This window comes from Brachybacterium equifaecis (genome assembly GCF_023509525.1).
Taxonomy (GTDB): domain Bacteria; phylum Actinomycetota; class Actinomycetes; order Actinomycetales; family Dermabacteraceae; genus Brachybacterium; species Brachybacterium equifaecis.
Map to the genome: position 1 here is coordinate 32,424 of NZ_JAKNCJ010000008.1, position 26,632 is coordinate 59,055.

Sequence of the window (26,632 nt, forward strand, 5' to 3'; positions counted from 1 at the left end):
GGACCATCACCTCATGCGCACATCCGAGGTCCGTCGCCGCTATCTCGACTTCTTCGCCGCGAAGGAGCACGAGATCGTGCCGAGCGACTCGCTGGTCTCCTCCGACCCCTCGATCCTGTTCACGGTCGCGGGGATGGTCCCGTTCATCCCCTACATCGTGGGAACCGAGCGGGCTCCCTGGCCGCGCGCTGCGAGCGTGCAGAAGTGCATCCGCACCAACGACATCGAGAACGTCGGCCGCACCACGCGCCACGGCACGTTCTTCCAGATGGCCGGGAACTTCTCCTTCGGCGACTACTTCAAGGAAGGCGCGATCGCCTACGCCTGGGAGCTGCTGACCTCCTCGCTCGAGGACGGCGGCTACGGCCTGGAGAAGGACCGCCTCTGGGCGACCGTCTGGGAAGAGGACGAGGTCTCCTACCGGACGCTGCGCGAGAGCGTCGGGCTCTCCGAGGACCGCATCGTGCGCCTTCCGCGCGAGGAGATCTTCTGGTCCACCGGCCAGCCCGGCCCGGCGGGACCGTGCTGCGAGTGGTTCTACGATCGCGGCCCCGAGTACGGTCCCGACGCGACCGCCGGCACCCACCGGGTGTGGCCCGAGGATGCGGCCGCGGAGGATCGCTACATCGAGATCTGGAACCTGGTGTTCGACGAGTTCCTGCGCGGCGAGGGCTCCGGCAAGGACTACCCGCTGCTGGGCGAGCTCGACCAGAAGGCGATCGACACGGGGCTCGGCGTGGAGCGCCTGGCCTACCTCCTGCAGGGCAAGCAGAACATGTACGAGATCGACGAGGTCTTCCCCGTCATCGAGCGCACCCAGGCCCTCACGGGCCGCGAGTACGGCGCCGACGCGGAGGACGACGTCCGCATGCGCGTCATCGCCGATCATGTGCGCAGCGCCCTCATGCTCGTCTCGGACGGCGTGCGCCCCGGCAACGAGGGCCGAGGGTATGTGCTGCGCCGCCTGATCCGCCGCGCCGTCCGCTCGGTGCGCCTGCTGGGCTGCACGCAGAGCGCGATGCCCGAGCTGCTGCCCGTGTGCGCCGAGGCGATGGGGGAGTCCTACCCGGTGGTGCGCACCGACTTCGAGCGCATCAGCGGCATCATCTACGGCGAGGAGGAGGCGTTCCGCCGCACCCTCGAGACGGGCACCTCGATCTTCGACCAGCTCGCAGGCGACGTGCGCGCGGGCGGGGGCCGGGCGGTCTCCGGGGCGGATGCGTTCCGCCTCCACGACACCTACGGCTTCCCCATCGACCTCACGCTCGAGATGGCGCAGGAGGTCGGGCTCGCGGTCGACGAGGTCGGCTTCCGCGCCGCGATGCAGGAGCAGCGCGAGCGCGCCCGCGCCGATGCCGCCTCGAAGAAGGCCGGCCACACCGACACCGCGCTGTTCAACCGGCTGCTGGGCGAGCGCGGCGGCGCCGTGCCGTTCCTCGGCTACACCGAGAGCACGATCGCCACGACGGTCGAATCCGTGCTGGTGGACGGTGCGCTCGTGGACTCCGCGACGGCGCCCGCCGACGTCGAGATCGTCCTGGCGGCTACGCCGTTCTACGCGGAGATGGGCGGCCAGCTCGCCGATCAGGGGCGCATCTCCCTGGCCGGCGGCGGCATCATCGAGGTGGATGACGTCCAGACCCCCGTGAAGGGCCTCATCGTGCACCGCGGGCGGCTCGTCGACGGCGACGTCGCCCCCGGGGCGAGCGCGGTCGCCGCGATCGACACCGAGCGGCGCGGCGCGATCGCGCGGGCGCATACGGCCACGCACATGGTCCACGAGGCCCTGCGCGAGGAGCTCGGCGGCAGCGCCACCCAGGCGGGCTCGGAGAACTCGCCCGGCCGCATGCGCTTCGACTTCCGCTTCGGCCAGTCGGTGCCGAAGTCGACCCTCGAGCAGATCGAGGGCCGGGTGAACACCCTGCTCCAGCAGGAGCTCGAGGTCACCGATCAGCAGATGACGATCGACGAGGCGCGCGCGCTCGGCGCGCAGGCGCTGTTCGGCGAGAAGTACGGCAACGTCGTGCGCGTCGTCTCCATCGGCGGCGACTGGTCGCGGGAGCTCTGCGGCGGCACCCATGTCGCGAGCACCGGTGCGCTCGGCACCGTGCAGCTGCTCGGCGAGTCCTCCATCGGATCCGGAGTGCGCCGCGTGGACGCGCTCGTGGGTCTGAACGCCTACAAGCACCAGGCGAAGGAGCGCGCGCTCGTCTCGCAGCTCACCGAGCTGATGAACGTCGGCGCCGACGACCTCCCCGATCGCGTCCGCTCCCTCACCCAGCGCGTGCGCGACATGGAGAAGCAGCTCGCTGCGCTGCGCGGCGCCCAGCTGCAGGCGGAGGCGGGGCGGCTCGTCGAGTCCACCCGCACCATCGGCTCCGTGCGCGTGCTCCTGCACGACGCGGGCGAGGGCGTGGCGGCGGGCGACCTGCGCACGCTCGCCCTGGACCTGCGCTCGCGCCTCGGCGAGGACTCGCCTGCGGTCGTCGCGGTCATCGGCTCCGATTCCGGCCGCGCCGCGCTCGTCACCGCGACGAACGCCGCAGCGCGCGAGGCCGGTCTCAAGGCCGGCGCCCTCCTGAAGGCAGGCGCCGAGGCGATGGGCGGCCGCGGCGGCGGCAAGGACGACCTCGCCCAGGGCGGAGGCGGCGAGCCCGCGCGCTCGGCCGAGGCGCTCGATGCGGTCGCCGCGCAGATCGGCGCCGCCTGATGACGGGCGCCGCTGATGCCGAGCGCCCCGCGAGCGCGCCGTCGGCGCCCCGCGGGGTGCTCCTCGGCATCGACGTGGGCGATGCCCGCGTCGGCCTCGCGCGCAGCGACCGGGACGGCCTCATCGCGACGCCCGTGGAGACGCTCGACCGCCAGAGCGCTGTCGCAGGCGTCGTCTCCCACGCCCTGGATACCGGGGCGCGGGGAGTCGTCGTCGGCCTGCCGCGCTCGCTGAGCGGTGCGGAGGGCGCAGCAGCGGCGAAGGCGCGCGACTTCGCCGACGAGCTCGCAGCGGCTCTGCGCACCGCCGAGCACGCCGCCGAGATCCGCTTCATCGATGAGCGCCTCACGACCGTGAGCGCGCATCAGGCGCTCCACAGCTCGGGCCGCAAGGGCCGCAAGCACCGCGCGGTGGTCGACCAGGTCGCCGCCGTCATGATCCTCCAGCAGGCACTCGACATGCAGCGCGCGGCCGGCTCTCCTCCCGGAGAGCTGCTCGAGCCCCCGCTGCCGACCCCCGACCCACAGGAGACCGGCCGATGAGCGACCACGACGATGTGAACCCGCTTCCCTGGGACGACGCCCCCCGCTCCGCCGAGCCCGCTCGCGGGCGCCGGCGCCGCCTCGACTCCGCGTTCGAGCATCCGCTCGAGGAGCCTGAAGTCGACCTGTTCGGCGAGGATGCGAGCGCAGGCGCCCCCGCGCACGCCAAGGGAGCCGCGCATGCCTACACCGAGGACGACTTCCTCTCCCCGCAGGATCTCCTCGCAGAGGAGAGCGCAGATCCGCTGCTCCCGATCGGTGCGCACGAGGCCCCCGCGCGCCGCTCGCCCCTGCACCTTCTGCCCCTGCTGCTGGTCGCTGCAGTCGTGCTCGCGCTCGCGGCGGGCGGCTTCTACGCCTACCACTGGGTCTCGAACAACGTGAACGTCGCCGAGGAGGCGCCCCAGGACTACGAGGGCTCCGGCACGGGCGAGGAGGTGGTGATCGAGGTCAAGGACGGCGACACCGGCTCCGATATCGCCTCGACCCTGGTCGATGCGGGAGTCATCCAGTCGGCCGCCCCGTTCATCCAGGTCTTCACCGCCTCGCCGGAGGCCAGCACCATCCAGCCCGGCGCCTACAGCCTGCAGAAGCAGATGTCCTCGGCCGCCGCGCTCGACGCGCTGCTGGATCCCGCGAACGTGGCGGGGCAGCGCGTCACCGTCCCCGAAGGTCTGACGAACAAGCAGATCTTCGCACGCGTCTCCGAGGCCACCGGCATCCCCGTGGCCGACTTCGAGGAGGCGGCCGCCCACTACACCGACTACGGGCTGCCGGAGAATCCCGCGGGGACCCCCGAGGGCTACCTGTGGCCCGGCCGGTACGACATCCCGGAGGACGCCACCGCGGGCGATGTGCTGACGATGATGTGGGAGCGCATGGAGTCCGAGCTCGACGCCCGCGGCGTCGCCCCCGAGGATCGCCACCGCATCCTCACCCTCGCCTCCATCGCCGAGAAGGAGGCGCGCACCCCCGACGACTACGGCCGTGTGGTGCGCACCCTGGAGAACCGTCTGGACGGCATCGGCGAGGCCGGCGGGCGCCCGATGGCGCTGCAGCTCGACTCCACCGTCGCCTACTTCTCCGGCAGCGACAGCATCTCCACCACGCCGCAGCAGCGCGCCACGGACAGCCCGTACAACACGTACCTGCACCCCGGCCTGCCGATCGGTCCGATCTCGAACCCGGGAGGCGCCACCCTCGACGCCGCCGTGAACCCGCCAGCGGGGGACTGGCTGTACTGGGTGACGGTGAACACCGAGACCGGCGAGACGAAGTTCGCCACGACCTTCGCGGAGCACCAGCAGAACGTCGCCCAGTGGCAGCAGTGGGCGCGCGAGCGGGATGCGGCGGGCGGCTGAGCCCGGCCATGCGGCGCTTCGCGGTGATCGGCTCCCCGATCGGCCATTCGCTCTCGCCGGTCCTCCACTCAGCCGCCTATCGGGCGCTGGGGATCGAGGATGCGCACTACGGGCGCATCGAGGTCCCTGCGGGCGCTCTGGCGGACTTCCTCGGCTCTGCGCAGGCGCGCGAGCTCGAGGGTCTCAGCGTGACGATGCCCGGCAAGCCGGAGGCCTTCGCCCTCGCCTCGGCGCATGATGCGATCTCGGATGCCCTGGAGGTCTCCAACACCCTGCTGCGCAGGCCCGACGGCTCCTGGAGGGCCGAGAACCACGATGTGCACGGCATCGCGGCCGCTCTCGCCGATCACGGCGCGAGCGCCGTGGCCGTCATCGGGGTGCTCGGCTCGGGGGCGACCGCAGCGTCGGCCCTCGCTGCCGGGGCCCGGATGGGCGCCGCCCGAGCGCTGGTGAGCGCCCGCGATCCGCAGCGGGCGCAGGGGCTCGTGGAGCTGGGGCAGCGGCTGTCCGTGGCTGTGGATCTCGTCCCGTGGGAGCGCAGCGACGAGGTCCTCGAGGCTGACGCGGTGGTCAGCGCGCTCTCCCTGCCCGGCGCCGAGGCCGTCGCGAGCGCGTGGGCGGGACCCAGTCTGCCCGCGGAGCTGCCGGTGCTGCTCGATGCGCTCTACGATCCCTGGCCGCCCCCGCTGGCAGCCCTGCTCGCGCAGTGCGGCGCAGAGGTCGCCAGCGGCCTGGAGATGCTGGTGCATCAGGCCGACATGCAGCTGCGCTCCATGCTCGGGATCGCCGAGGCGCCCCGCGAGGCGATGCTCGCCGCCGCGCGCGCGGAGCTCAGGGGACGCGCGTCTGCTCGGACCACGGGCTGACCCACTCGGGCAGATCCGGCACGCGGGGCTCGCCTCCGAGCGCCTCCATCACGTCGCTGACGGCGACCGACCCGCCCTCGCGCCGCAGGAACCGCGCGCGCACGACCGCCTGGGCGACGATCGCCTCGCCCCGCACGAACGTCTGCTCCATGTAGATCCAGCGCTCATCCATCCCGAGCACCCGGGTGCGCAGCTCGAACCGCTGACCGAGAGTGAGGGAGCTGCGGTAGGTGATGGTCTGACCGGCGACCACCGGGTACCAGCCCTGCTCCGTGATGGTGTCCCAGAACCCCGAGCGCAGCATCAGGTCCATCCGGCCCAGATCCATGATCGCCAGATACTTCGAGTTGTTCATGTGGCGCAGGTAGTCCAGGTCCGTCGGCGCGACGCGGAACGGGGTCACCGCCGTGTCCCAGATGGACAGCGGCTCGCGCCTGCGCACCGAGAAGAGGAGCAGGGCGAGGCGGAGCAGGAGATTCACGGGGTTCCTCCGGGGCGTTGGGGGCGTGGGGGCGATGGCGGCGCGGGCAGCGCCCGGCCGCTGTCCATCCTTCCTGCTCCGGCGACCCCGGCCGGACGCATCCGGAGCCTGGGACGCAGCGGCCGGGGCGCGGGGAGAGCGCGCGGACGGCTGCGGGTGCAGATGCCGGTGCTGATCGCATGGCAGAATCCGGCGCATCACCGAAGACTGCGGAGCGCCACCGAGTCGACGCTCCGGCTGAGCGCCCGCCCGTGGAGGAGGCTCCGTGCGCACCGATCATCTGCACAGGATCTGGTCACTGCTCCTGGTCCTCGCGCTCGCTGCCCTGCTCCCTGTCGCGCTGCACCCCGTCGCCGCACTGGCAGAAAGACCGCTCACCCGCGAGAGCCTTGTGCTGGACGAGGCCGGAGTGATCGACGATGCCCAGATCATCAACCGGATCTCGGCTCTGCCGCGGCCGGAGGCCGGACCTGCGGACCTGCAGATCGCCGTTCTGGTGTCGGACGATCTCGATGCCTCCGACTACGACGCCTCGGTCGCGCAGCACGTTCGAGAGCGCGCGAACCCCGAGGTGGTCTCCGCTGTGAGCGGCGATCTCGCGCCGCACACGCTCCTGATCGTGCTGAGCCCCGAGCTGCGGAAGGTCGGCGCGTATGCCTCGGAGGATCTCGGGCTGAGGCGCGAGCAGAAGGACGCCGTGACGGGTGCGATGAAGCCGGCTGCCCGAGACGCCCGCTGGAGCGACGCCGTCGTCGCCGGTGCCCAAGCCTATGTCGCGCACGACGGCGCCGACGGGAGCGGCGCCTGGGCGCGGCTCGCCCCTCATCTGCCCTGGGTCCTCGCAGCGGCCGGGATCGCCGTCGCCGCCGGGATCGCCGCGGTGATCCTGCGCCGGCGTGCTCCTGAATCCCCGGGCAGGGCGGAGAGGCGGCGCAGGCGGTACGACGCGACCACGGAGCGCCTGCTGGCCAGGTTCCCCGACAGCATCAGCGCCGCCGCGGCCGATCGTGCGCTGGCGCCCTACAGGGGCTTCCCGCGCGAGACGTTCGCACCCCAGCGCGAGGGCCATCTCGAATCGGTGGCGGAGCTCGCCGGCGGGCGGACGCCGACGGCTCAGGAGGTGCGAGACAGGGACCTCATCGCCCTGCTGCAGGGCGGCGACCTCACGGCCTTCGAGGATGACCTCCAGTACGCGCGGCAGATGAGTCCCGAGATGCGGGACCGCTGGGAGACCGGGAACGGTCGCGCCCAGTTCGAGGAGCAGGCGGAGGAGGCCGAAGCAGGCTGGAGTTCGATCCCGGTGGACCTGCGGGAAGGGATCGTGCTCGAGGTGGAGCCGCACCGCCGCGGAGTCGACGCGGCGGTCCAGGCTGTGCGGGACGGGCGCATGCCGCCGCTGAAGGGCGAGCGGCTCATCCGGCATCACCCGAAGCAGCTGCGCGAGCAGACCGAGAAGGCGGGCAGGCTCGTCGGCGCAGCGGCTCGCAAGCAGGGACTGAAGCAGAAGGACATCCGCTCATGGAGCGCGTTCACGAGCCCGTCGCGCTCCGCGTACAGCTCTTCCGACTTCCAGAGCGGGATCCTGGGGGCCTCGATGCTCCACACACTGAACCCCAGCAGCTCCGGATCCGGATCCGGCTCGGACAGCTCCAGCAGCTTCTCGGCGGATTCCAGCCCCTCGAGCTTCTCCGGCGGCTCCGACTCCTTCTGAGCCTCCAGCGGAGGCTGCGAGAGCGGAGAGGGGCCGAGAACAGAGAGGACCGCCCCGGCGCTCAGCGCCGGGGCGGTCCTCGTGGTGTCCGAAGGGGGACTTGAACCCCCACGCCCTAATACGGGCACTAGCACCTCAAGCTAGCGCGTCTACCAATTCCGCCATCCGGACAGGATGGTCGCCGAAGCAACGAGAAGAACTCTAGCACGGCTGAACAGGCCGAACAGCGCCGAGAGGGGCCCTGCGGGGAGTTCGTGAACAGAGTCACGCCGCGCTCCGCTCCGCGGCGCGCCGTCCGCCCGTCCCGCAGCGGCGAGGCGCTGGTGGGATCCTCGCGGTGGAAGGATGTCAGGCATGGTCCACGTCTTCTTCCACGAGCCGCGCATCGCCGGCAACACCGGCAGCGCGATCCGCCTCTCCGCCGTCACCGGTTCGCCCCTGCATCTCATCGAGCCGCTCGGCTTCGACCTGGAGGACTCCAAGCTGCGCCGTGCGGGACTGGACTATCACGACCTCGCCACCACGACCGTGCACCCCGATCTCGAGCACGCGCTCGGGACGCTGCCGAGCTCCCGGGTCTTCGCGTTCACCTCCCGCACCGACATCTCCTTCGCCGACATCGGGTACCGCGAGGACGACATCCTGCTCTTCGGCGCGGAGCCGACGGGGCTCCCCCAGGAGGTCATGGAGCATCCGCGCATCACCGCGCTCGTGCGCATCCCGATGCTGCCCGCCCGCCGCTCCCTGAACCTCGCCGCCGCCGCCTCCATCGCGGTGTACGAGGCATGGCGCCAGCAGGGATACGCGGGAGCCGCGATCGATACCGCCGACGGCGCGATTCCGCCCCAGAGCGACGAGACCGCCGCGAGCGCACCCCCGGCAGGGCCGGAGGCCGGCGGGGTGCTCAGCTGAGACCGAGCGCGCTCTCCACGAACGGAGCGAAGAGCAGGCCGAGGTAGGGCCCTGCCAGCAGCACGGGGCCGAACGCGAACCGGGTCGCCCCCGAACGGGTCGCAAGCAGCACGGCGATCCCTGCCGCGCCCCCGAGCAGAGCGATGCCGAGCGCGGCGGCGAGCAGGGCCGTCGGCCCGCAGGCCGCCGCGAGGAGAGCGACGGCGGGAGCCGCCTTCGCATCGCCCATCCCGATCACCTGCGGGGCGAGCAGCGCGAGGGCGATGCCCCCGGCCGCGCACAGCACAGCGACCACCACGGCGAACCGCAGGTGCGTCCTCGCCCCGGGGTCCGCGGCGCCCGCGATCAGGAGCGTCGCGACTGCGCACAGGGTCATCGCGGCGACGAGGCGGTTCGGCAGCCGGTGCTCGCGCAGGTCGACGGCGCTGAGCACGAGAGCGAAGGGCAGATGCGCCAGCAGCGGAAGCCAGACCAGGGGAGAAGCGGGGAGCACGCGCTCATTCCAGCAGAAAATGGGCACGCCCGCACGAGATGCGCCGATGCTGTGGACGGAGGGCCTCGCACGCAGCCGGCGCCCGACCGAAGCGATCGTCGCCGCTGGAGGTCAGAAGCCGTTGGAGGTCAGGAGCCGCTGGGGATCAGGAGACGTTCTCCTGCAGGGTCGAGCGCATGCGGATGATGCGCCGGCGCATCCACACCAGCCTGCCGCCTCCGTGGAACAGCCGGGTGCGCACGAGATCCCAGCGCCCGTACTCCGACTCCGCTGTCAGAGCCTTGCGCGCGCTGCCGATCGAGACGCCGCGCGGGATCGAGAGGACCTGGAACTCGTAGTCCTCGGCGCTGCGGCCCGATTCGAGCGGCAGATCCCGGAGCATCTGCGGGCTGCTGAGCGGCATGCGGCGGAACAGAGGCGCCTCGGGGGTGCGTGGCACGCGCTTCCTCCTTCAGATCTTCGGTGCGGGGCTGTCCATTGTGCGCTCGCACGGGGTACGGTCCCTGCATGAACACGGATCCGCGCTCCGCCCTCGCCTCCTTCATCTCCGCCCTCGAACGCCACTACGAAGCCGCCGCCTCCTCGCGCGGCGACGACGATCCGAATCTCGATGCCGCCACCGACCAGCTGACCACCGCGTTCGACGCCTACGACGACGCTCTGTTCGACGCCTACGACATCGCGACCCCCCTCGTCGTCTTCGACGGCGACGAAGACGATGATGATGACGACGACGATGACTACGACGACTTCGACGATCTCGACGACGAGGACGATGACGTGGAGGACGACGAGGATCTCGACGACGAGTCCTGATCCGCACGAGATCTTCACCCCCGCAGCGCACGCGGCGTCCGGCCAACGGCCGGGCGCCGCGTACTGTGTGGTCGTCGCACGGCCCACCCGCCCGGCCGATCCCACCTGCATCTCATCCCGACTGGAGCCAGAGTGTCCTTCCTCGACGCCATCATCCTCGGAATCGTCCAGGGGCTCACCGAGTTCCTGCCGATCTCCTCGAGCGCCCATCTGCGAGTCATCGGCGAGCTCCTCATGCCGGGGCGCGACCCCGGTGCGGCGTTCACCGCGATCATCCAGCTGGGCACCGAGACCGCCGTCCTGATCTACTTCTGGAAGGACATCACCCGGATCATCGGCCGCTGGTTCCGGGCTCTCGCGGGCAGGGTCCCCCAGTCCGATCCCGATGTGCGCATGGGCTGGCTCGTGATCCTCGGGTCGATCCCGATCGGCGTCCTGGGCCTTCTGTTCGAGTCGCAGATCGACCACACCCTGCGCAACCTGTACATCACCGCGACGATGCTGATCGTCTTCGGCATCCTGCTAGGTCTCGCGGACCGCTTCGGCCGCCAGACCAAGGAGCTGAAGGAGCTGAGCTGGCGCGACGGCATCCTGTTCGGCCTCGCGCAGGCTCTCGCGCTGATCCCCGGCGTCTCCCGCTCCGGCGGGACGATCACGGCGGGGCTCGCCATGGGCTACACGCGCCAGGCCGCGGCGCGCTACGCCTTCCTCCTCGCCGTGCCCGCCGTCTTCGCCTCGGGCCTCTACAAGGCCGCTGAGGAGATCCCGCCCCTGCTGAGCAGCGAGGGCCGCGCAGCGGCGGCTGCAGCGGGGGAGCCCTCCCTCGCAGCGATCATCGTCGCCACCCTCGTCGCGTTCGCGATCGGCTACGCGGTGATCGTCTGGTTCATGCGCCTGATCGAGAACCGCTCCTACCGCGGCTTCGTGATCTACCGCATCCTCGCGGGCGTCGCACTGCTGGGCCTGCTCATCAGCGGCGTGCTGGATCCCCTCGCGGGGGCCTGAGCACCCCCTCGCCCCACGGGCGGCGCACCCGGCTCCGGCCAGGTGCGCCGCCCTCTGCGTCCTCGCCGCAGCGTCCTGCCGTGCGCGCAGGCAGCGCCCGTATGATGCGCTGGTGCGCTCCTGGACCTCGCCCCGAATCTCCCCGCTCCCCGCATCGCAGCAGCTGCCGCGACTGCACGATTCGCGCACCGGGCAGGTGCGCGCGCTGGAGCCCCGCACCGAGGGGATCGTGCGCCTGTACGTCTGCGGCATCACCCCCTACGACGCGACCCACCTCGGTCACGCCGCGACCTACCACGCTGCCGATCTGATGCGGCGCGCGGTACGCGACGCCGGCTGGGACGTCGAGATCGCGCAGAACGTCACGGACGTGGACGACCCGCTGCTCGAGCGCGCCGCGCGCGACGGCATCCCCTGGCGCGACCTCGCCCAGCGCGAGAGCGACCTGTTCGCCGACGACATGGAGCACCTGCGCATCATCGCCCCGGAGACCTACCTCAGCGTGAGCGAGGCGATGGAGCCGATCATCGGCATGGTCCACGAGCTGCGCGAGCGCGGCCGCGCCTACCAGGTCCCCACGCCCGATGCAGAAGGGGACGACTGGTACCACGACCTCTCGCAGGACGGCACTCTCGGCGACGTGTGCGGCTGGAGCGAGGAGCAGATGATGGAGGTCTTCGCCGATCGCGGCGGCGACCCCGACCGCGCCGGCAAGCGCGGCCGCTTCGATCCGCTCCTGTGGCGCGCAGAGCGCGAGGGCGAGCCCGCATGGGATGCCGGTGAGCTCGGCCGCGGCCGTCCCGGCTGGCACGTCGAGTGCGTGTGTATCTCCCGCGATGCCCTCGGCCTGCCGTTCGACATCCAGACCGGCGGGCGGGACCTCGTCTTCCCCCACCACGACATGGGCCGCTCCCACGCCGCCGGGCTCGGCTCCGAGTTCGCCGGGATCTACCCGCACGCGGGAATGGTCGCCTACCAGGGGGAGAAGATGAGCAAGTCCCTGGGCAACCTCGTGTTCGTCTCCCGGCTCGTGGCGAGCGGGACCGACCCCATGGCGATCCGCCTCGTGCTCATGGCCCATCACTACCGCAGCGACTGGGAGTGGACGGACGGCGAGCTCGAGAGCGCCGAGGCGCGACTGGCCGCCTACCGCGCCGCCGCGGCGACGGCCCCGCGCGATGCCGACCTGGTCGAGGAGCTGCGCGCGGCCCTGCGCGAGGATCTCGACACGCCGCGCGCGCTCCGCGCTCTCGATGCGTGGGCGGACGGCGCCGCCTCCTCAGCCGGCGCCGACGCGGCGCGGCCTGCGCCGCAGGGCGCCCCTGACGATGTGTCCTCGGCCCTCGATGCGCTCTTCGGGATCGCGCTGACCCCGCAGGGCTGAGCCCCCTCAGTCGCCGTCCTCGCGGCGGCGCAGGAACTGCTCGAACTCGCGGGCGATCGCATCGCCGCTGGCCTCAGGGAGGTCGGCGGCATCCTGCGACTTCTCGAGCCTCGTCACGTACTCCGCGATCTCGGGATCGGTCCGCGAGAGCTCATCGACCCCGCGCACCCACGCCGCCGCCTCCTCCTCGAGCTCGTGCAGGGGGATCGGCGCCGAGACGTGGTCCTGCAGCGCGCGCATGAGCGCGAGCACGGCCTTCGGCGAGGACGCCTGCGAGACGTAGTGGGGCACCTGCACCCAGATCGACGAGGTGCGCAGTCCCGAGGTCACCGCGCTGCGCGCGAGGATCGTGGGGATGCCGACGGGGCCCTCGTAGATCTCCCGGTCGATCCGCTCCTCGGCCCCCGGCTCCAGGGAGTCCGAGACGGGCAGCGGGCGGGTGTGCGGGGCGTCGGCCAGCAGGGCGCCGAGCACCACGAGACGCGTGGCGTCCAGCCGGATCAGATGCTCCATGATCTCGCGGCAGAAGCTGCCCCAGCGCAGGGAGGGCTCTGCGCCCTCCACCAGGATCAGCTCCGGCCCCCGGGGCGGGGTGACGAGATGGATGCGGGTATCGGGCCAGTCGATGACCTTGCGGCCGTCCTCGTCGAGGCGCGTCTCGGGCCGGTTCACCTGGAAGTCGATGTACTCCTCGGCGGAGACGCGGGCGACGATCCGCGAGGGCCAGACCTCGAGCAGATGCTCGACGGCCCCGCTCGCGGCCTCCCCGGCGTCGTTCCAGCCGTGGAATGCGCTGATGGCGATGCGGGTCATCCCCTCAGTCTAGGTCGCCGCCGCGCGCATCAGGCGTCAGGGCCCTCGCGTACTGTGCCGCCATGCCGACCCCTTCGCTGCGCCTGCCCGGGCTCCCGCCGATCCGCGTCTCCGGAGCGACCGCGGTGATGGTCGTGCTCATCGCGGTCCTCGTCCAGCCCTCGTTCGCCGTCCTCCCCGCGCTGAGCGCGGGCGCCGCGATCGGGCTCTCCGTGCTCCTCGCCCTGTGCTTGGTGGTCTCGATCCTGCTGCACGAGCTCGCCCACGCGTTCAGCGCGCGCGCTGCGGGCGCGCAGGTCGACCACATCGCGCTCACCCTCTGGGGCGGGCACACCACCTACCGCTCGCGGCGCGTGTCGCACGGCGCATCCGTGCTGATCTCGCTGTCGGGCCCTGCGACGAACCTCCTCATCGGGCTGCTGGCGCTGCTGGCGAGCTCCGCCGCTCCGGACGGCGGGGCCGCTCAGCAGCTGCTGAGCCTGCTGTCCACGCTCAACCTCACGCTCACCGCGTTCAACCTGCTGCCCGGTCTGCCGATGGATGGCGGCCGCGCCCTGGAGAGCATCCTGGCCGCGGTGCTCGGCAGCTCCGCCGTCGGCACCAGGATCACCGCATGGATCGGCCGCGGCATCGCCGTGGTCGTGCTGGCGATCCCTCTGCTGTCCCTGGGATCCCTCGACCCCTCCTACGGCATCGTGCTCCTGATCTGGGGCGCGATGATCGCGATGATGCTGTGGCAGGGGGCGAGCGCCGCGCTGCGCGCGGTGCGGCAGCAGGAGGCGCTGGACGGCCTCTCCATCGCCGACCTCGCGCGAGGGGCGCGGATCGTCCGGGCGGACGCACCGCTGTCGGCGCTGGAGCAGAGCTCGCTCGGGGCCGAGCAGGGCGCTCTCGCCGTCGTCATCGGCTCCGACGGCAGCGCGGGGCTGCTGGATCCCGACGCGGTGGCGGCCGTCCCCGCCCATCAGCGCGACCAGGTGCCCGCGGGCGCGGTCACGGCGTTCCACGGACCGCCCGGGCGGATCTCGAGCACGCTGGAGGGCGAGGCCCTGCTGCGCGTCCTCGGCGCGCACGGCCGGGCGCTGCACCTGGTCATCGACCCCTCCGGAGCGGTCGTCGGGGTGATCACGGCGGCCGACGTCCGCGCCAGGCTCCAGGGGCGGTGACCCTAGACTGGCGGGCATGACCGAATCGCCGCTCGAGCCCGCCCGCACGCCTTCCGCCCCCGCACCGCGCGCGGAGCGGCCCGGACTCGATCGCACGGGGCCGTTCGTGCTCGGCGACAAGGTGCAGCTCGCGGATACGAAGAACCGCCTCAACACGATCACGCTCCGGGCCGGCGCCCAGTTCCACTCCCATCGCGGATTCCTGAAGCACGACGACATCATCGGCGCGGAGGACGGCAGCATCGTCACCGACTCCCAGGGCACCCCGTATCAGGCGCTGCGACCGCTGTACGCCGACTACATGATGGCGATGCCGCGCGGCGCCGCGATCGTGTACCCGAAGGATTCCGCGCACATCCTGATGTGGGGAGACATCTTCCCCGGTGCGCGCGTGCTCGAGGCCGGGGTGGGCTCCGGTGCCCTCACGACCGCGCTGCTGCGCGCCGTCGGCCCCGAGGGATCCGTCCACTCCATCGAGCGGCGGGAGGACTTCGCGAACGTCGCCCGCGAGAACGTGGAGACCTATTTCGGCGGCGAGAACCCGGCCTGGACCCTGAGCCTCGGAGACTTCCAGGACACGGCCCTCGAGCTCGCCGCTGAGGGCCCCTGCGCCGACCGCGTGGTGCTGGACATGCTCGCCCCGTGGGAGTGCGTGGATGCGGCAGCGACCGCGCTCGTCTCCGGCGGCGTCTTCCTCGCGTATGTCGCGACCGTCACCCAGCTCTCCCGCACCGCGGAGGCGCTGCGGGACCACGGCGAGTTCACCGAGCCCTACGCCTGGGAGTCCTTCGTGCGGCCCTGGCACCTCGAGGGCCTCGCCGTGCGCCCCGAGCACCGGATGAACGCGCACACCGGATTCCTCATCACCGCGCGGCGCACCGCCCACGGCTCGGATGCGATGCGCCGCGCGCGCAGGCCCGCACCCGGATCGCAGCTCGAGGGCGAGCTGAACCACGTCGACAACGACGGCTTCGGCGGCACGGACACCGAGTGGTCGCCCGAGGATCTGGGCGAGCGCGGGGTCGCTCCGCGCAAGATCACGCGCGCGCTGCGGGACATCCGCCAGGGGCGCGACCGGTGAGCATGAAGACCTACCAGGAGATGACCCAGGAGCTCGAGAAGCTCTCGGTGCACAACGAGCGACTGGTCGAGGGACTGCGGTCGGCCCGCGCGCAGATCGTGCAGCTGAAGAGCGACCTCGAGCGCATCGGCGACCCGCCGAACTCCTACGCGACGTTCCTCGCCCGCACCGAGGGCACTACGGTCGACGTTCTCCACAACGGGAGGCGGCTGCGGATCGCGACGAGCGCCGAGCTGGATCTCGACGCCCTGGAACCGGGATCCGAGCTGCGCCTGAACGAATCGCTCGCCGCAGTGGAGGCCGTCCCGGCGCAGGTGACAGGCACAGTCGTGCCCGTGCGCGAGGCCCTCGCCGACTCCCGTGTGCTGGTGCAGGTGGGCCCGGAGGACGTCCGCGCCTTCCGCCGCGCCGGCCGGATCGCGGATCTCGACCTGCATCCGGGGGACCAGGTGCTCGTCGACGGTCGCGCCCAGATGGTCCTCGAGCAGCTCGAGACCGCCGAGATCACCGATCTGGTCCTCGAGCAGGTGCCTGACACGTCCTTCGAGCAGATCGGGGGACTGGCCGACCAGATCGAGGCGATCCGCGACGCCGTCGAGCTCCCGTTCCTCCAGCAGGACCTCTATCGCGAGTACGGGCTGCGGCCGCCCAAGGGCGTGCTGCTGTACGGCCCGCCCGGATGCGGGAAGACGATGATCGCGAAGGCCGTCGCGCACGAGCTCGCCGTGCGCTCGGCGCAGGCCCGCGGGGTCAGCATCGAAGAGGCCCTGCAGCGCTCGTTCTTCCTCAACGTCAAGGGCCCGGAGCTGCTCAACAAGTACGTCGGCGAGACCGAGCGCTCGATCCGCCTCGTGTTCGAGCGGGCGCGCGAGCACGCCGAGTCCGGGCACCCCGTCGTCGTGTTCTTCGACGAGATGGAATCGCTGTTCCGCACCCGCGGATCGGGGCTCTCCTCCGACGTCGAGACCACGATCGTGCCGCAGCTGCTCGCCGAGATCGACGGCGTGGAGTCGCTCGAGAACGTGATCGTCATCGGCGCCTCGAACCGCGAGGACATGATCGATCCGGCGATCCTGCGGCCCGGGCGCCTCGATGTGAAGATCCGGGTGCGCCGCCCCGATGCGGTCGCCGCGCGCGACATCCTCTCGCTCTACCTCGGCCCGGAGCTGCCGCTGCGCGATGATCGCGAGCAGATGCTCGATGAGACGGTGAGCGCGATCTACGCCGACGGCCCCGGGACCGCCTACGTGCGCCTGGAGTACACCGACGGCACCGCGGAGACCCTGCACTTCCGCGACTTCGTCTCGGGCGCGACCCTGCGCAACATCGTGGACCGTGCGAAGAAGGCGGCGGTCAAGGACTTCCTCGCGACCGGCACCCCGGGCCTCAGCACCGCGCACCTGCTCGGCGCCGTGCGCCAGGAGCTGCTGGAGAACGAGGACCTCCCTTCGGGAGCGCACCCGGACGACTGGGCGCGCATCTCCGGGCGCCGAGGACCGCGGGTCCAGGCCGTGGTGGCGCTGCAGGCAGAGCGCCGCGCGCAGGAGGGCGCCTCGTGAGCATCCCCGACGACGTGCGCACGGCGCCCTCCGGACCCGCGGCACCGACCTCTGCGATGACAGGGCTGCGCACCCAGCGCGTGATGGGCATCGAGACCGAGCTGGGCGTGCTGCACGCAGACGTCTCCGCCCGCGGCACCGAGCCGACCAGCTCGATCGCGCTCTCCCACCTCGCCGTCGGCGCCTATGCCCTCCTGGCTCCGGAGGAGGGGCCGCGCGGGCAGCGCGTGCGCTGGGACTACGGCGACGAGTCCCCGCTGCGGGACGCGCGCGGCTTCGAGATCCAGCGCGCCGCCGCCCACCCCACGCAGCTCACCGACGAGGTCAGCGACGCCCACCTGCCCAGCGTGGACCTCGACGCGCCCCTGCGCTCCCCGGACTCGCCGCCGCAGGGCGATGATGCCGCGATCCTCGACTGGGCCTCCCAGCGCTCGATCGGCAATGCCGTGCTGCGCAACGGCGCCCGGCTCTACGTCGACCACGCGCACCCCGAGTACTCCTCGCCGGAGTTCACCACCGCCGCCGAGGGCGTGCTGTGGGACCGGGCGGGGGAGCGGATCGCGCAGAGGGCGATGGAGATCCTCGAGTCGATCCCCGGGGCCCCCGCGATCGCGCTCTACAAGAACAACACCGACGGCAAGGGCGCCTCGTACGGCACCCACGAGAACTTCCTGCTCGACCGGTCCGTCCCGTTCGACCGGGTCGTCGCCGCCCTGCTGCCGTTCTTCGCCTCCCGTCAGATCCTCGTCGGCGCCGGCCGTCTCGGCCTCGGCACCAGGGGCCAGGAGCCGGGGTTCCAGATCTCCTCGCGCGCAGACTTCTTCGAGGAGCAGGTCGGGCTCGAGACCACCCTGAACCGCCCGATCATCAACACGCGGGACGAGCCCCATTCCGACGCCTCCCGGTTCCGCCGTCTGCACGTGATCATCGGCGATGCGAACCTCATGGAGACCTCCACCTTCCTGAAGCTCGGCATGACCTCCCTGGTCCTGGCCGCTCTGGAGGAGGAGCAGCGCACCGGCGAGGAGATCCTGCCCCGGATCGCCCTGGAGGACCCGGTGCGCGCCCTGCGCGACTTCAGCCATGACCCCTCCCTGCAGGCGACGGCGCCCGCCGCCGGCGGCGGGCGGCTCAGCGCGCTGCAGATCCAGCGGGCCTACGCCGAGGCGATCCGCGACCGCGCGGACCTGCGCGATCCCGAGACCGCCGAAGTGATCGGCACCTGGATCGAGCTGCTCGACCTGCTGGAGGAGGATCCGCGTCTCGCAGGTGATCGCATCGAATGGGTCGCCAAGCTGTCCCTGCTGGAGAGCTACCGCCGCCGCGGCGGGCTCGAGTGGGACGATGCGCGACTGCGGGCGATCGATCTCCAGCTCAGCGATCTGCGCCCGGAGCGGAGCCTGTTCGCGAAGCTCGTGGCCGCCGGTCGCGTGCGCACCCGGGTGACTCCCGAAGAGGTCGAGCGGGCCGTGCTGGAACCGCCGCGCAGCACGCGCGCCCATCTGCGCGGGCGCGCCGTCGCCGCGCACCCCACCGCGGTTGCTTCAGCGGGCTGGGACGTGCTCACCCTCGTCGCCGAGGACGGCGCGAGCGCGCGGATCCGCTTGGCCGATCCGCGCGTCGGCTCCGCCGACTGGTGCGCGCAGCACCACGTCGACCCGGAGGCCGAGCCCGCCGAGGTGGTCGCCGCCTTCCGGCGCGCCTTGGAACCCGCCACCGAGATCACACCCTGAACGAAGGAGCGCACATGTCGCAGCAGAGCATCTACGGATCGGGCCCCGCCGAGGACTCCGGGGACCTGGAGCAGAGCGCCGGCTCCGGCCAGGTCTCCGCCTCCGTGCAGGGGGCCGACGACATCCTCGAGGAGATCGACCTGGTGCTGGAGGAGAACTCCGAGGCGTTCGTGCGCTCCTTCGTCCAGAAGGGCGGTCAGTGACCCCATGGAGCGACGCATCGGCGGGCTGGAGACGGAGCTCGGTCTCGTCTGCGTGAGGTCCGACGGCTCCAGGGCTCTGGAGCCGGAGGCCGCCGCGCGCGAGCTGTTCCGCCCGGTGGTGGCGCTGGGCCGCTCCTCGAACGTGTTCCTGCGCAACGCCTCCCGCCTCTACCTCGACGTCGGCTCGCACCCCGAGTACGCGACCGCCGAGTGCGACGACTGGTGGGAGCTGGTGGCCCAGGACCGCGCGGGCGAGCGCACCTTCGCCCACCTCGCGCAGATGGCGAACACCGCCCTCGCCGCCAAGGGCGAGGACGCCGTCATCCACCTGCTGAAGAACAACGTCGACTCCGCCGGGAACGCCTTCGGCAGCCATGAGAACTACCTCGTGGACCGCCGCGGCGAGTTCACCCGGCTGCCCCGGATCCTCCTGCCCTTCCTCGCCACGCGCCAGATCCTCACCGGGGCCGGCGGCGTCGTGCGGGAGGAGGACGGCACGAGCCGCTTCGTGTTCTCCCGGCGCAGCGACCACATGTGGGAGGCGGTCTCCTCTGCGACGACCCGCACGCGCCCGATCATCAACACGCGGGACGAGCCCCACGGGGATCCGCAGCGCTTCCGGCGCCTCCACGTGATCGTCGGCGACTCGACGATGTCCGAGGTCTCGACCTGGCTGCGCTTCGCCACCACCGACCTGGTCCTGCGGCTGATCGAGACGGGCCGCGTGGTCGAGGTCCCGGTCCTCTCCGACACGATCGCCGCGATCCGCCTCAGCGCCCGCGACCTCCCCGGGACGGCGCAGCTGCCGCTCGAGGGCGGGGGATCCGAGACCTCCGTCGGCATCCAGCAGCAGTACCTCGATCTCGTCGCCCCCCTCGCGACGCAGGACGAGGCGCCGGTGCTGGAGGCCTGGCAGCGCGGGATCGACGCCGTGCGCACCGGGGATCGCACCTGGGCCGCGCAGAACCTCGACTGGGCGATCAAGGAGAAGCTGTTCGCCCAGGTGTGCGAGCGCCGCGGCGTGGATCTCTCGAGCCCGCAGATCGATCGGCTCGATCTCGCCTACCACGACATCGACCCGCGCACGGGCGTGTTCTCGTCCCTCCAGAGGCGCGGGCTCGCTCCGCAGATCCTCCCCGAGGAGAGGATCGCGCGCGCCCGCACGGTCGCGCCGGCCACCACCCGTGCTCACCTGCGCGGCCGCTTCATCACCGCGGCGGAGGAGGCAGGCGTCGATCACGTCGCGGACTGGACCACGATGCGACTGGTGCGCCAGGGCGCGATGCCCGTGAGCGTGATGGATCCGTTCCAGACCGAGTCCGAGCAGGTCGACGCCCTGATCGCCGAGATGGGGGAGATGGGCCGGCGCTCCGCCGCGAGCCCGCCGCCCGCCTGATCCGGCTGCCGGCTCTGCTCCGGCGGATCCGACTGCTCCGAATGGCCGGACTGCTCCGGCGGATCCGACTGCTCCGAATGGCCGGACTGCTCCGGCGCACGGGCCTCCCGCCGGATTGTCAGAGCCAGGCCGTACCCTGGAGGGCGCGCTCGCAGGCCGAGCGCGCCGCAGCCGTCCCCGATCGAAAGGCGCCCCGGTGATCCGCCGTCGCACCATGCTCAGCTCCGCCCTGGCCGCCTCGGCCGCACTCGGCCTCGCCGCCTGCACCGACGACACGGCGGGCGGCGGCGCAGCGAGCAGCGGAGGCTCCGACGCCGGCGGCGGGGCGCCCGCGCTCGAGGCCGTCACCATCAGCGAGGATCTCGCGACCGAGCCCGTGGTCGAGTTCACCGCGCCGCTCGAGGTCGCCGAGCCCGACGCCCGCACGGTCGTCGCCGGCACCGGCGAGGCGATCACCGAGGGCGCCACCCTCATCTGGCGCGACCTGTATGTCGATGCGGCGACCGGCGACACCCTCCAGTCCTGGTGGCAGGGCGCTCCTGCGGGCGGTCTCACCGTCAGCGCCGACACGATCGGCCAGGCGGCTTATGACTTCTTCCTCACCGCGACGGTCGGCTCCCGCATCGCCCTGGCCGGCTGGCAGCAGGACTCCTCGGGCCAGATGCGCTCGCTGCTCCAGGTCGCCGACATCGACCGCATCGTCTCGCCGCTGCGCGCGGAGGGCGAGGAGCAGCCTGCCAGCGGGAGCTTCCCCGCGGTGACCCGCGCGGAGAACGGCGCACCGGCTCTCTCCTCCCCGCCGGTCGGCGATCCCCCCGCCGCCACCCAGCGCGAGGTCCTGATCCAGGGCTCCGGCCCGATGACGCGCCCGGGCGACTATCTCGTGATGCAGTACACCGGCTGGAAGTGGTCCGACGGCACGCAGTTCGACTCGTCCTGGGACCGCGGCGCCCCGTTCGGCTTCGTGCAGGGCCAGGGTCAGGTCATCACCGGCTGGGACGCCAATCTGCTCGATCTTCCCGTCGGCAGCCAGGTCCTCCTCGCGATCCCCGCCGCAGACGCGTACGGCGCCGAGCCCTCCGAGGGGAACCCCCTGGCCGGCGAAGCGCTCCTGTTCGTCGTGGACATCCTCGACGCGGCGTCCACCGTCAGCGCCTGAGCAGCTCCCACCCATCGCCCCCGCTCTTCCCGCAGCACCCAACCCTTCAGGAGGTCCTCATGGATCGCAGCAAGCCCCAGATCGAGTTCCCCGGCACCGACACCCCGACCGAGCTCGTGATCGTCGACGAGATCGAGGGCGACGGCCCCGAGGCCGGCCGCGGCGACGTCGTGGACGTCCACTACGTCGGCGTCGCCCACTCCACCGGCGACGAGTTCGATTCGTCCTGGAACCGCGGCGAGCCGCTGCGCTTCACCCTCGGCGTCGGCCAGGTCATCGCCGGCTGGGACCAGGGCGTGCAGGGGATGAAGGTCGGCGGTCGCCGCCGCCTGGAGATCCCCGCCGCTCTCGCCTACGGCGATCAGGGCGCACCGCCCTTCATCGCTCCCGGCGAGGCGCTCATCTTCGTGTGCGACCTGGTCGGCGTCCGGTCCCGCTGACCCGCTCCGCTCTCGCGCGCACCCATGCAGCAGGACGGTCTCTTCGGCCTCCCGGAACCGGCTCCCGCCCCCGCGGCGGGGGCCGGTTCTGACACAGGAGCGCGCCCCGGAGGCCGCGGCCGGCTGCGGACGACCTCCGGATTCGAGCTCGCCGAGTCGCTCCCTGTCGCTTCCGTGCAGCTGATCGGGGTGCTCCCGCACCTCGACCGCCCCTTCGAGTACGCCGTGCCCGCCTCCCTCGCCGATGCGGGCCCCGGGATGCGCGTGAAGGTGCGCTTCTCCGGGCGCGAGCACGACGGCATCGTTCTCGCGCGCACGGACGCTCCCACCACCGACCGGCCGCTCGCCCCCCTCCTGCGCCTCGTCTCCGACGACCAGGTCATCTCCCCGGCCATGCTGCGCGTGTGCCGCGACGTCGCGGACCGCTGCGGCGGGACGGTCGGCGACGTGCTGCGACTGGCCCTGCCGCCGCGCCACGCCCGCGCGGAGAAGGCCGATCGCGCCGCCGCCGAGGCCGAGGCCGAGGCCGCGACAGTCGAATCAGAGGCAGAGGCCAGCGCCGACTCGAAGGCCGGTGCAGAAGCGGGTGAGGCGGGAGCGGGCGAGGCGGCCGCCGAGGCGGCCGCCCCCGCGCTCCTCGAGCACTACGCCGGTCTCACGGCGCTGCTCGCGCGCGCCGGATCGCCGGAGGGGCCGGTGCCCCGCGCCGCGATCGTCCTGGAGCCCGCACACAGCTGGAACGAGGTCTGCGCAGAAGCGATCGCCGCGCTGCCCGCCGGCTGCGGGGCCCTCGTGATCGCACCGGATCTCCGCGACGTGCAGCGGCTCAGCCGAGTGCTCGACGCCCACGGGATCGCCCACGAGGTCCTCTCGAGCGCGGACGGCCCCGAGAAGCGGTACCGCGCCTTCCGCCGGATCCTGCGCGGGGCCTCGCGCGTCGTGATCGGCAACCGCTCGGCGGCGTTCGCCCCCGTGCAGGATCTGGCGCTGGCGATCTGCATCGACCCGGCGGACGACCTCCTCGTGGAGCCGCGCGCCCCCTACCCGCACCTGCGCACGATCCTGCAGTGCCGCTCCGCCGAGGAGCGCTGCGCGCTGCTGCTGCTGAGCCATTCCCTGGGGGTGGAGGTCGATGCGCTCGCGCAGAGCGGCTACCTGCATCTGCTGCCGCCCCAGGCAGCGCCGCTCGCGGCCGTGCGCCCCCGCATCGTCGCGATGGACGAGTACCTGCGCGAGCGGGAAGGGCCCAGCGGCCGCTCCCGCATCCCGCGCGAGGCGATGCGCGTGATCCGCCAGGGCATCGCCCGCGGCCCGGTGCTGGTGCAGGTCCCGCGCAGCGGCTACGTCCCTGCGGTCGCCTGCACCTTCTGCGGCACGCGCTGCATCTGCCCGCAGTGCTCCGCGCCGCTGTCCCTCCACGGCCGCAGCGGCGTGCTCCAGTGCACCGTGTGCGGCCGCCGGGAGGACGCCTACCGCTGCCCCGAATGCAGCCGCTCCCAGGTGCGCGCCCTCGTGATCGGCTCGACCCGCACCGCGGAGGAGCTGCGGCGCGCCTTCCCCGCCGCACCGTTCCGCGTGGCCGGGGGCGCGCAGGGCGGCGTGGAGGACGACGACATCCCGGACGGTGCGATCGTGGTCGCCACGCCCGGCGCCGAGCCCGCCCCGGACGGCGGCTATGCGGCGGCGCTGCTGCTGGATGCGGACGCCATGCTGGCCCGCGCCGCCTTCGATGCGGACGTCGAGGCCGTGCGCCGCTGGTCCAACGCGATCGCGCTCGTGCGCCCCGCCGAGGCCGGGGGAGAGGTGCTGATCGTCGGGACCTCGACCCTTCCCGCGATCCGCGATCTCGTCGCCCACCGCTCCCGCGCCTTCCTGGATCGGGTGCAGGAGGATCGGCGCGCGCTCGATCTCCCGCCGGCCTCGCGGGTCGCGGAGATCGCCGGGGACCGCACCGCGGTGCGCGACTTCCTCGACCGGGTGGAGCTGCCCGACGGCGCCCAGGTGTTCGGACCGATCGAGCTGGATCCCGCGGAGGGGCGCGAGCGCGCCCGCAGCGTGGTGCGCCTTCCGCTCGCCCGCGGCCGGGAGCTCGCCGACGCCCTGCGCGCGGGGGTCTCCCTGCGCAGCGCCCACAAGGCCGCCGGGAGCCTCCGGGTGCGTCTGGACCCGCCGGACGTCTTCTGAACCGGCCTCCCTCTTCGCGGCCCGCCGCTCTCGGTAGACTCCCTGATCATGCGCATCCTCTTCGCCGGAACCCCTGAGACCGCCCTGCCGTCCCTGCGCGCGCTCCTCGCCTCCGCGCATGAGGTGGTCGCGGTCCTCACGCGTCCCGATGCGCCCTCGGGGCGCGGCCGCACGCTGCGCCCGAGCCCGGTGAAGTCCCTCGCGATCGAGCACGGTCTCCCTGTGCTCACGCCTGCCTCTCTGCGCACCGACGACGCCCAGGATGCGCTGCGCGCCCTCGGTGCAGACCTCGCCGTGGTCGTGGCCTACGGCAGCCTTGTCCCCGCCGCCGCGCTGGAGATCCCGCGGGAGGGCTGGATCAACCTGCACTTCTCGCTGCTGCCCGCGCTGCGCGGGGCCGCGCCGGCGCAGCGCGCCGTGCTGCAGGGCCTCGAGCGCACCGGCATGAGCGTCTTCCGCCTCGAGACGGGGCTGGACACCGGACCGGTCCTCGCGCGCCAGGAGACGGAGATCGGCGAGTTCGAGACTGCGAGCGCTCTCCTGGAGCGGATGGCGGAAGCGGGCGCCGAGCTGCTGGTCGAGGCAGTGGATGCGATCGCCGCCGGCACCGCCCGCGACGAGGTGCAGGACCATTCCCTCGCCACTCGCGCGGAGAAGCTCAGCACCGCCGAGGCGCGCATCGACTTCGCCCTTCCGGCGCGGGAGGTGAGCGCTCACGTGCGCGGCATGAGCGCCGAGCCCGGCGCCTGGACCCTGTGGCGCGGGGCCCGCATGAAGGTCCTCGAGATCGAGGCCCTGCGCACCGCGGACGCCAGCCCCGCACTCGCCCCAGGGCAGCTCCACCTCGCCCGCACCCAGCTCCTCGTCGGCACGGCGGACGCTCCCCTCGCGATCGCCCGCCTCGCTCCCGCCGGGAAGAAGCCCATGCGCGCGGCCGACTGGGCGCGCGGAGCGAACCTCGCCCCGGGAGACGCCTTCGGCGAGGAACTCACCGCCCCCACCGCACAGGAGAACGCACGATGAGCCCCGAGCGCAGCCAGAACCGCTCCTCCGGCAGCGGGCGCGCCCCGCAGCAGCGGCAGGGCCGCGATGCCCAGGGGCGCCAGCGCTCCGGCTCGCGCGGACGCGGAGGGCAGCGCAGCGGATGGTCGCAGAGCGCGCCCTCGCAGCGCGCCCGCACCACCACCTCGGCGCGCCAGGTCGCCTTCGAGGGGATGCGCGCCGTCCGCGAGAACGACGCCTACGCGAACCTCGTGCTGCCGCGGCTCCTGCGGCAGCACCGGCTCGAGCCGCGCGACGCCGGCTTCGCCACCGAGCTGCTCTACGGCACGCTGCGCACGCAGGGCCGCCTCGACGGCATCATCGCGCGCTGCGTGGATCGCGAGCTTGCGGACGTCGACCCGGCGGTGCTCGACGTGATCCGCCTCGGCGCCTACCAGCTGCTCGACATGGCGGTCGCACCCCACGCTGCGACCTCGGAGACCGTGGCGCTCGCGCGTGCGAACGTCGGGGCCGGGGCCCCGGGATTCGTCAACGCGATCCTGCGCCGCGTCGGGGAGAAGGATCTGGAGCAGTGGATCGCCGAGGCCGCTCCGGCGCGCGGGGACGACGAGAACGCCCACCTCGCCTTCGTGCATTCCCACCCGCAGTGGATGGTGCGCTCGCTCGGGGACGCGCTGGCCGCGCACGGCCGCTCCCGCAGCGAGATCGACGACCTGCTCGCCGCGCAGAACCAGCCGCCCGCGGTGTCGCTGGTGATGCGCCCGGGGCTGACCGATGCGGAGGAGCTGCAGGCCGCAGGCGCCTCTCCCGGCAGGCTCAGCATCTTCGCCGCCTCCTGGCCCGCGGGCGACCCCGGCAAGGCGGTGCCGGTCGCGCAGGGGCGCGCTGCGGTGCAGGACGAGGGCAGCCAGCTCGCGGCCCTCGCCCTGGGACTCGGCGCGGATGATCTCGTCCGCTCCGAGGACGACTTCCACTGGCTCGACCTCTGCGCTGGGCCTGGTGGCAAGACAGCCCTGCTGGCCGGGCTCAGCGTCGAGCGCGATGCCGACCTTCTCGCGATCGAGGTGCAGGAGCATCGCACCGAGCTCGTCGAGCGCGCCGTGAAGACCCTCGCCGATGCCGGCGCGGATGTGGACGTGCGCGCCGCCGACGGGCGCACGATCGGCGCCGAGATGCCCGCGCGCTTCTCGCGCGTCCTCGCCGACGTCCCCTGCACCGGCATGGGGGCCCTGCGCCGCCGCCCCGAGGCGCGCTGGCGGCGCACTCCCGGTGACGTCGGGCAGCTCGGGAAGCTGCAGCGCGAGCTCCTCGAGAGCGCCCTGGAGGCTGTGGCCCCCGGCGGAGTGGTCGCCTACGTGACCTGCTCGCCGCACGTGGCCGAGACGCTGTTCGTCCTGAAGGACGTGCTGCGCGGCCGTGAGGACATCGAGCAGCTCGACGCCCGCCCCGCGGTCGCCGCCGGGCTCCTTCCGGGGCTCGAGAGCAGCACCGACCTCGGCGACGGCCCGGCCGTGCAGCTGTGGCCCCACATCCACGGCACCGACGCGATGTTCATCGCGCTGCTGCGCCGCACCGCCTGAGCTGCACCGCCTGAGCAGCACCGCGAGAAACGCAC

23 protein-coding genes, 1 tRNA gene and 1 pseudogene are annotated in these 26,632 nt (G+C 72.6%); 20 read left to right on the plus strand and 5 right to left on the minus strand.

Going from position 1 to position 26,632, the window contains the following annotated elements; translation table 11 throughout:
* Nucleotides 1-13 precede the first annotated feature (13 nt).
* The 4 genes from alaS to Bequi_RS12000 are packed head-to-tail and all read left to right on the plus strand — an operon-like array spanning nt 14 to nt 5,479.
* A complete protein-coding gene (gene alaS, locus Bequi_RS11985; protein WP_249738172.1) occupies nt 14-2,710 on the plus strand; it encodes an alanine--tRNA ligase in 2,697 nt (898 codons plus the stop codon).
* Entirely contained in the window at nt 2,710-3,252 is a 543-nt protein-coding gene (ruvX, locus tag Bequi_RS11990; protein ID WP_249738173.1) for a Holliday junction resolvase RuvX, read from the plus strand. The genes alaS and ruvX overlap by 1 nt, the downstream gene beginning before the upstream one ends.
* Nucleotides 3,249-4,613 carry an endolytic transglycosylase MltG gene (gene mltG, locus Bequi_RS11995; protein WP_249738174.1) on the plus strand — a complete coding sequence of 455 codons (1,365 nt, stop codon included), beginning with the start codon at nt 3,249-3,251 and terminating at the stop codon, nt 4,611-4,613. The genes ruvX and mltG overlap by 4 nt, the downstream gene beginning before the upstream one ends.
* An 8-nt stretch (nt 4,614-4,621) precedes the next feature.
* Nucleotides 4,622-5,479 (plus strand): shikimate dehydrogenase, encoded by an 858-nt coding sequence (locus tag Bequi_RS12000; RefSeq protein ID WP_249738175.1) that lies wholly within the window; start codon nt 4,622-4,624, stop codon nt 5,477-5,479.
* Here the strand turns inward: Bequi_RS12000 and Bequi_RS12005 are convergent.
* On the minus strand, nt 5,445-5,960 hold the full coding sequence (locus tag Bequi_RS12005; RefSeq protein WP_249738176.1) for an acyl-CoA thioesterase: 516 nt from the start codon (nt 5,958-5,960) through the stop codon (nt 5,445-5,447). The genes Bequi_RS12000 and Bequi_RS12005 overlap by 35 nt on opposite strands.
* 265 nt (nt 5,961-6,225) lie before the next feature.
* Between Bequi_RS12005 and Bequi_RS12010 the strand changes: the two genes are divergently transcribed.
* Nucleotides 6,226-7,671, plus strand: a complete 1,446-nt coding sequence (locus Bequi_RS12010; RefSeq protein ID WP_249738177.1) for a DUF5129 domain-containing protein — start codon at nt 6,226-6,228, stop codon at nt 7,669-7,671.
* Between the two features lie 82 nt (nt 7,672-7,753).
* Here the strand turns inward: Bequi_RS12010 and Bequi_RS12015 are convergent.
* Nucleotides 7,754-7,842 (minus strand) — tRNA-Leu (locus Bequi_RS12015).
* A gap of 183 nt (nt 7,843-8,025) precedes the next feature.
* Here Bequi_RS12015 and Bequi_RS12020 point away from each other — a divergent pair.
* Nucleotides 8,026-8,484, plus strand: a pseudogene (locus Bequi_RS12020) (tRNA (cytidine(34)-2'-O)-methyltransferase); the annotation flags it as partial.
* Nucleotides 8,485-8,575: 91 nt separating this feature from the next.
* Here Bequi_RS12020 and Bequi_RS12025 read toward each other — a convergent pair.
* Nucleotides 8,576-9,076 (minus strand): prepilin peptidase, encoded by a 501-nt coding sequence (locus tag Bequi_RS12025; protein WP_249738178.1) that lies wholly within the window; start codon nt 9,074-9,076, stop codon nt 8,576-8,578.
* Nucleotides 9,077-9,221: 145 nt separating this feature from the next.
* Complete coding sequence (locus Bequi_RS12030) at nt 9,222-9,515, minus strand: DUF5703 family protein (protein WP_249738179.1); 294 nt, start codon at nt 9,513-9,515, stop codon at nt 9,222-9,224.
* Between the two features lie 68 nt (nt 9,516-9,583).
* On the opposite strand from Bequi_RS12030, the gene Bequi_RS12035 reads away from it, so the two are divergent.
* The 3 genes from Bequi_RS12035 (at nt 9,584) to mshC (ending at nt 12,281) form a co-directional block, all read left to right on the plus strand.
* Nucleotides 9,584-9,892 (plus strand): DNA primase, encoded by a 309-nt coding sequence (locus tag Bequi_RS12035; protein WP_249738180.1) that lies wholly within the window; start codon nt 9,584-9,586, stop codon nt 9,890-9,892.
* A gap of 132 nt (nt 9,893-10,024) precedes the next feature.
* Entirely contained in the window at nt 10,025-10,897 is an 873-nt protein-coding gene (locus Bequi_RS12040) for an undecaprenyl-diphosphate phosphatase (RefSeq protein ID WP_249738181.1), read from the plus strand.
* A 112-nt stretch (nt 10,898-11,009) separates the two neighbouring features.
* Nucleotides 11,010-12,281 (plus strand): cysteine--1-D-myo-inosityl 2-amino-2-deoxy-alpha-D-glucopyranoside ligase, encoded by a 1,272-nt coding sequence (mshC, locus tag Bequi_RS12045; RefSeq protein WP_249738182.1) that lies wholly within the window; start codon nt 11,010-11,012, stop codon nt 12,279-12,281.
* Nucleotides 12,282-12,287: 6 nt separating this feature from the next.
* Here mshC and Bequi_RS12050 read toward each other — a convergent pair whose 3' ends face one another.
* Entirely contained in the window at nt 12,288-13,094 is an 807-nt protein-coding gene (locus Bequi_RS12050) for a PAC2 family protein (RefSeq protein ID WP_249738183.1), read from the minus strand.
* A gap of 62 nt (nt 13,095-13,156) precedes the next feature.
* Here Bequi_RS12050 and Bequi_RS12055 point away from each other — a divergent pair, with 62 nt between their 5' ends.
* The 11 genes from Bequi_RS12055 to Bequi_RS12105 all read left to right on the plus strand — a co-directional run bounded on the left by Bequi_RS12055 (nt 13,157) and on the right by Bequi_RS12105 (nt 26,597).
* Complete coding sequence (locus Bequi_RS12055; protein ID WP_249738184.1) at nt 13,157-14,260, plus strand: site-2 protease family protein; 1,104 nt, start codon at nt 13,157-13,159, stop codon at nt 14,258-14,260.
* A gap of 16 nt (nt 14,261-14,276) precedes the next feature.
* Nucleotides 14,277-15,341 (plus strand): tRNA (adenine-N1)-methyltransferase, encoded by a 1,065-nt coding sequence (locus Bequi_RS12060; protein ID WP_249738185.1) that lies wholly within the window; start codon nt 14,277-14,279, stop codon nt 15,339-15,341.
* Nucleotides 15,342-15,343: 2 nt separating this feature from the next.
* Nucleotides 15,344-16,900: a proteasome ATPase gene (gene arc, locus Bequi_RS12065; RefSeq protein WP_249738236.1), complete on the plus strand. Its 1,557-nt coding sequence runs from the start codon at nt 15,344-15,346 to the stop codon at nt 16,898-16,900.
* Nucleotides 16,897-18,633 (plus strand): depupylase/deamidase Dop, encoded by a 1,737-nt coding sequence (gene dop, locus Bequi_RS12070; RefSeq protein ID WP_249738186.1) that lies wholly within the window; start codon nt 16,897-16,899, stop codon nt 18,631-18,633. Before arc ends, dop begins: the two co-directional genes overlap by 4 nt.
* Nucleotides 18,634-18,647: 14 nt before the next feature.
* Nucleotides 18,648-18,836 (plus strand): ubiquitin-like protein Pup, encoded by a 189-nt coding sequence (locus Bequi_RS12075; protein WP_249738187.1) that lies wholly within the window; start codon nt 18,648-18,650, stop codon nt 18,834-18,836.
* A 4-nt stretch (nt 18,837-18,840) separates the two neighbouring features.
* Complete coding sequence (gene pafA, locus Bequi_RS12080; protein ID WP_249738188.1) at nt 18,841-20,232, plus strand: Pup--protein ligase; 1,392 nt, start codon at nt 18,841-18,843, stop codon at nt 20,230-20,232.
* A gap of 196 nt (nt 20,233-20,428) precedes the next feature.
* Nucleotides 20,429-21,391, plus strand: coding sequence for an FKBP-type peptidyl-prolyl cis-trans isomerase (locus Bequi_RS12085; protein WP_249738189.1), 963 nt, complete (start codon nt 20,429-20,431; stop codon nt 21,389-21,391).
* A gap of 59 nt (nt 21,392-21,450) precedes the next feature.
* Nucleotides 21,451-21,831, plus strand: a complete 381-nt coding sequence (locus tag Bequi_RS12090) for an FKBP-type peptidyl-prolyl cis-trans isomerase (RefSeq protein ID WP_249738190.1) — start codon at nt 21,451-21,453, stop codon at nt 21,829-21,831.
* Nucleotides 21,832-21,855: 24 nt separating this feature from the next.
* Nucleotides 21,856-24,015 (plus strand): primosomal protein N' family DNA-binding protein, encoded by a 2,160-nt coding sequence (locus Bequi_RS12095; RefSeq protein ID WP_249738191.1) that lies wholly within the window; start codon nt 21,856-21,858, stop codon nt 24,013-24,015.
* Nucleotides 24,016-24,063: 48 nt separating this feature from the next.
* Nucleotides 24,064-25,038, plus strand: a complete 975-nt coding sequence (gene fmt / locus Bequi_RS12100) for a methionyl-tRNA formyltransferase (protein ID WP_249738192.1) — start codon at nt 24,064-24,066, stop codon at nt 25,036-25,038.
* Complete coding sequence (locus Bequi_RS12105; RefSeq protein WP_249738193.1) at nt 25,035-26,597, plus strand: RsmB/NOP family class I SAM-dependent RNA methyltransferase; 1,563 nt, start codon at nt 25,035-25,037, stop codon at nt 26,595-26,597. The genes fmt and Bequi_RS12105 overlap by 4 nt, the downstream gene beginning before the upstream one ends.
* The last annotated feature ends 35 nt before the right edge of the window (nt 26,598-26,632 follow it).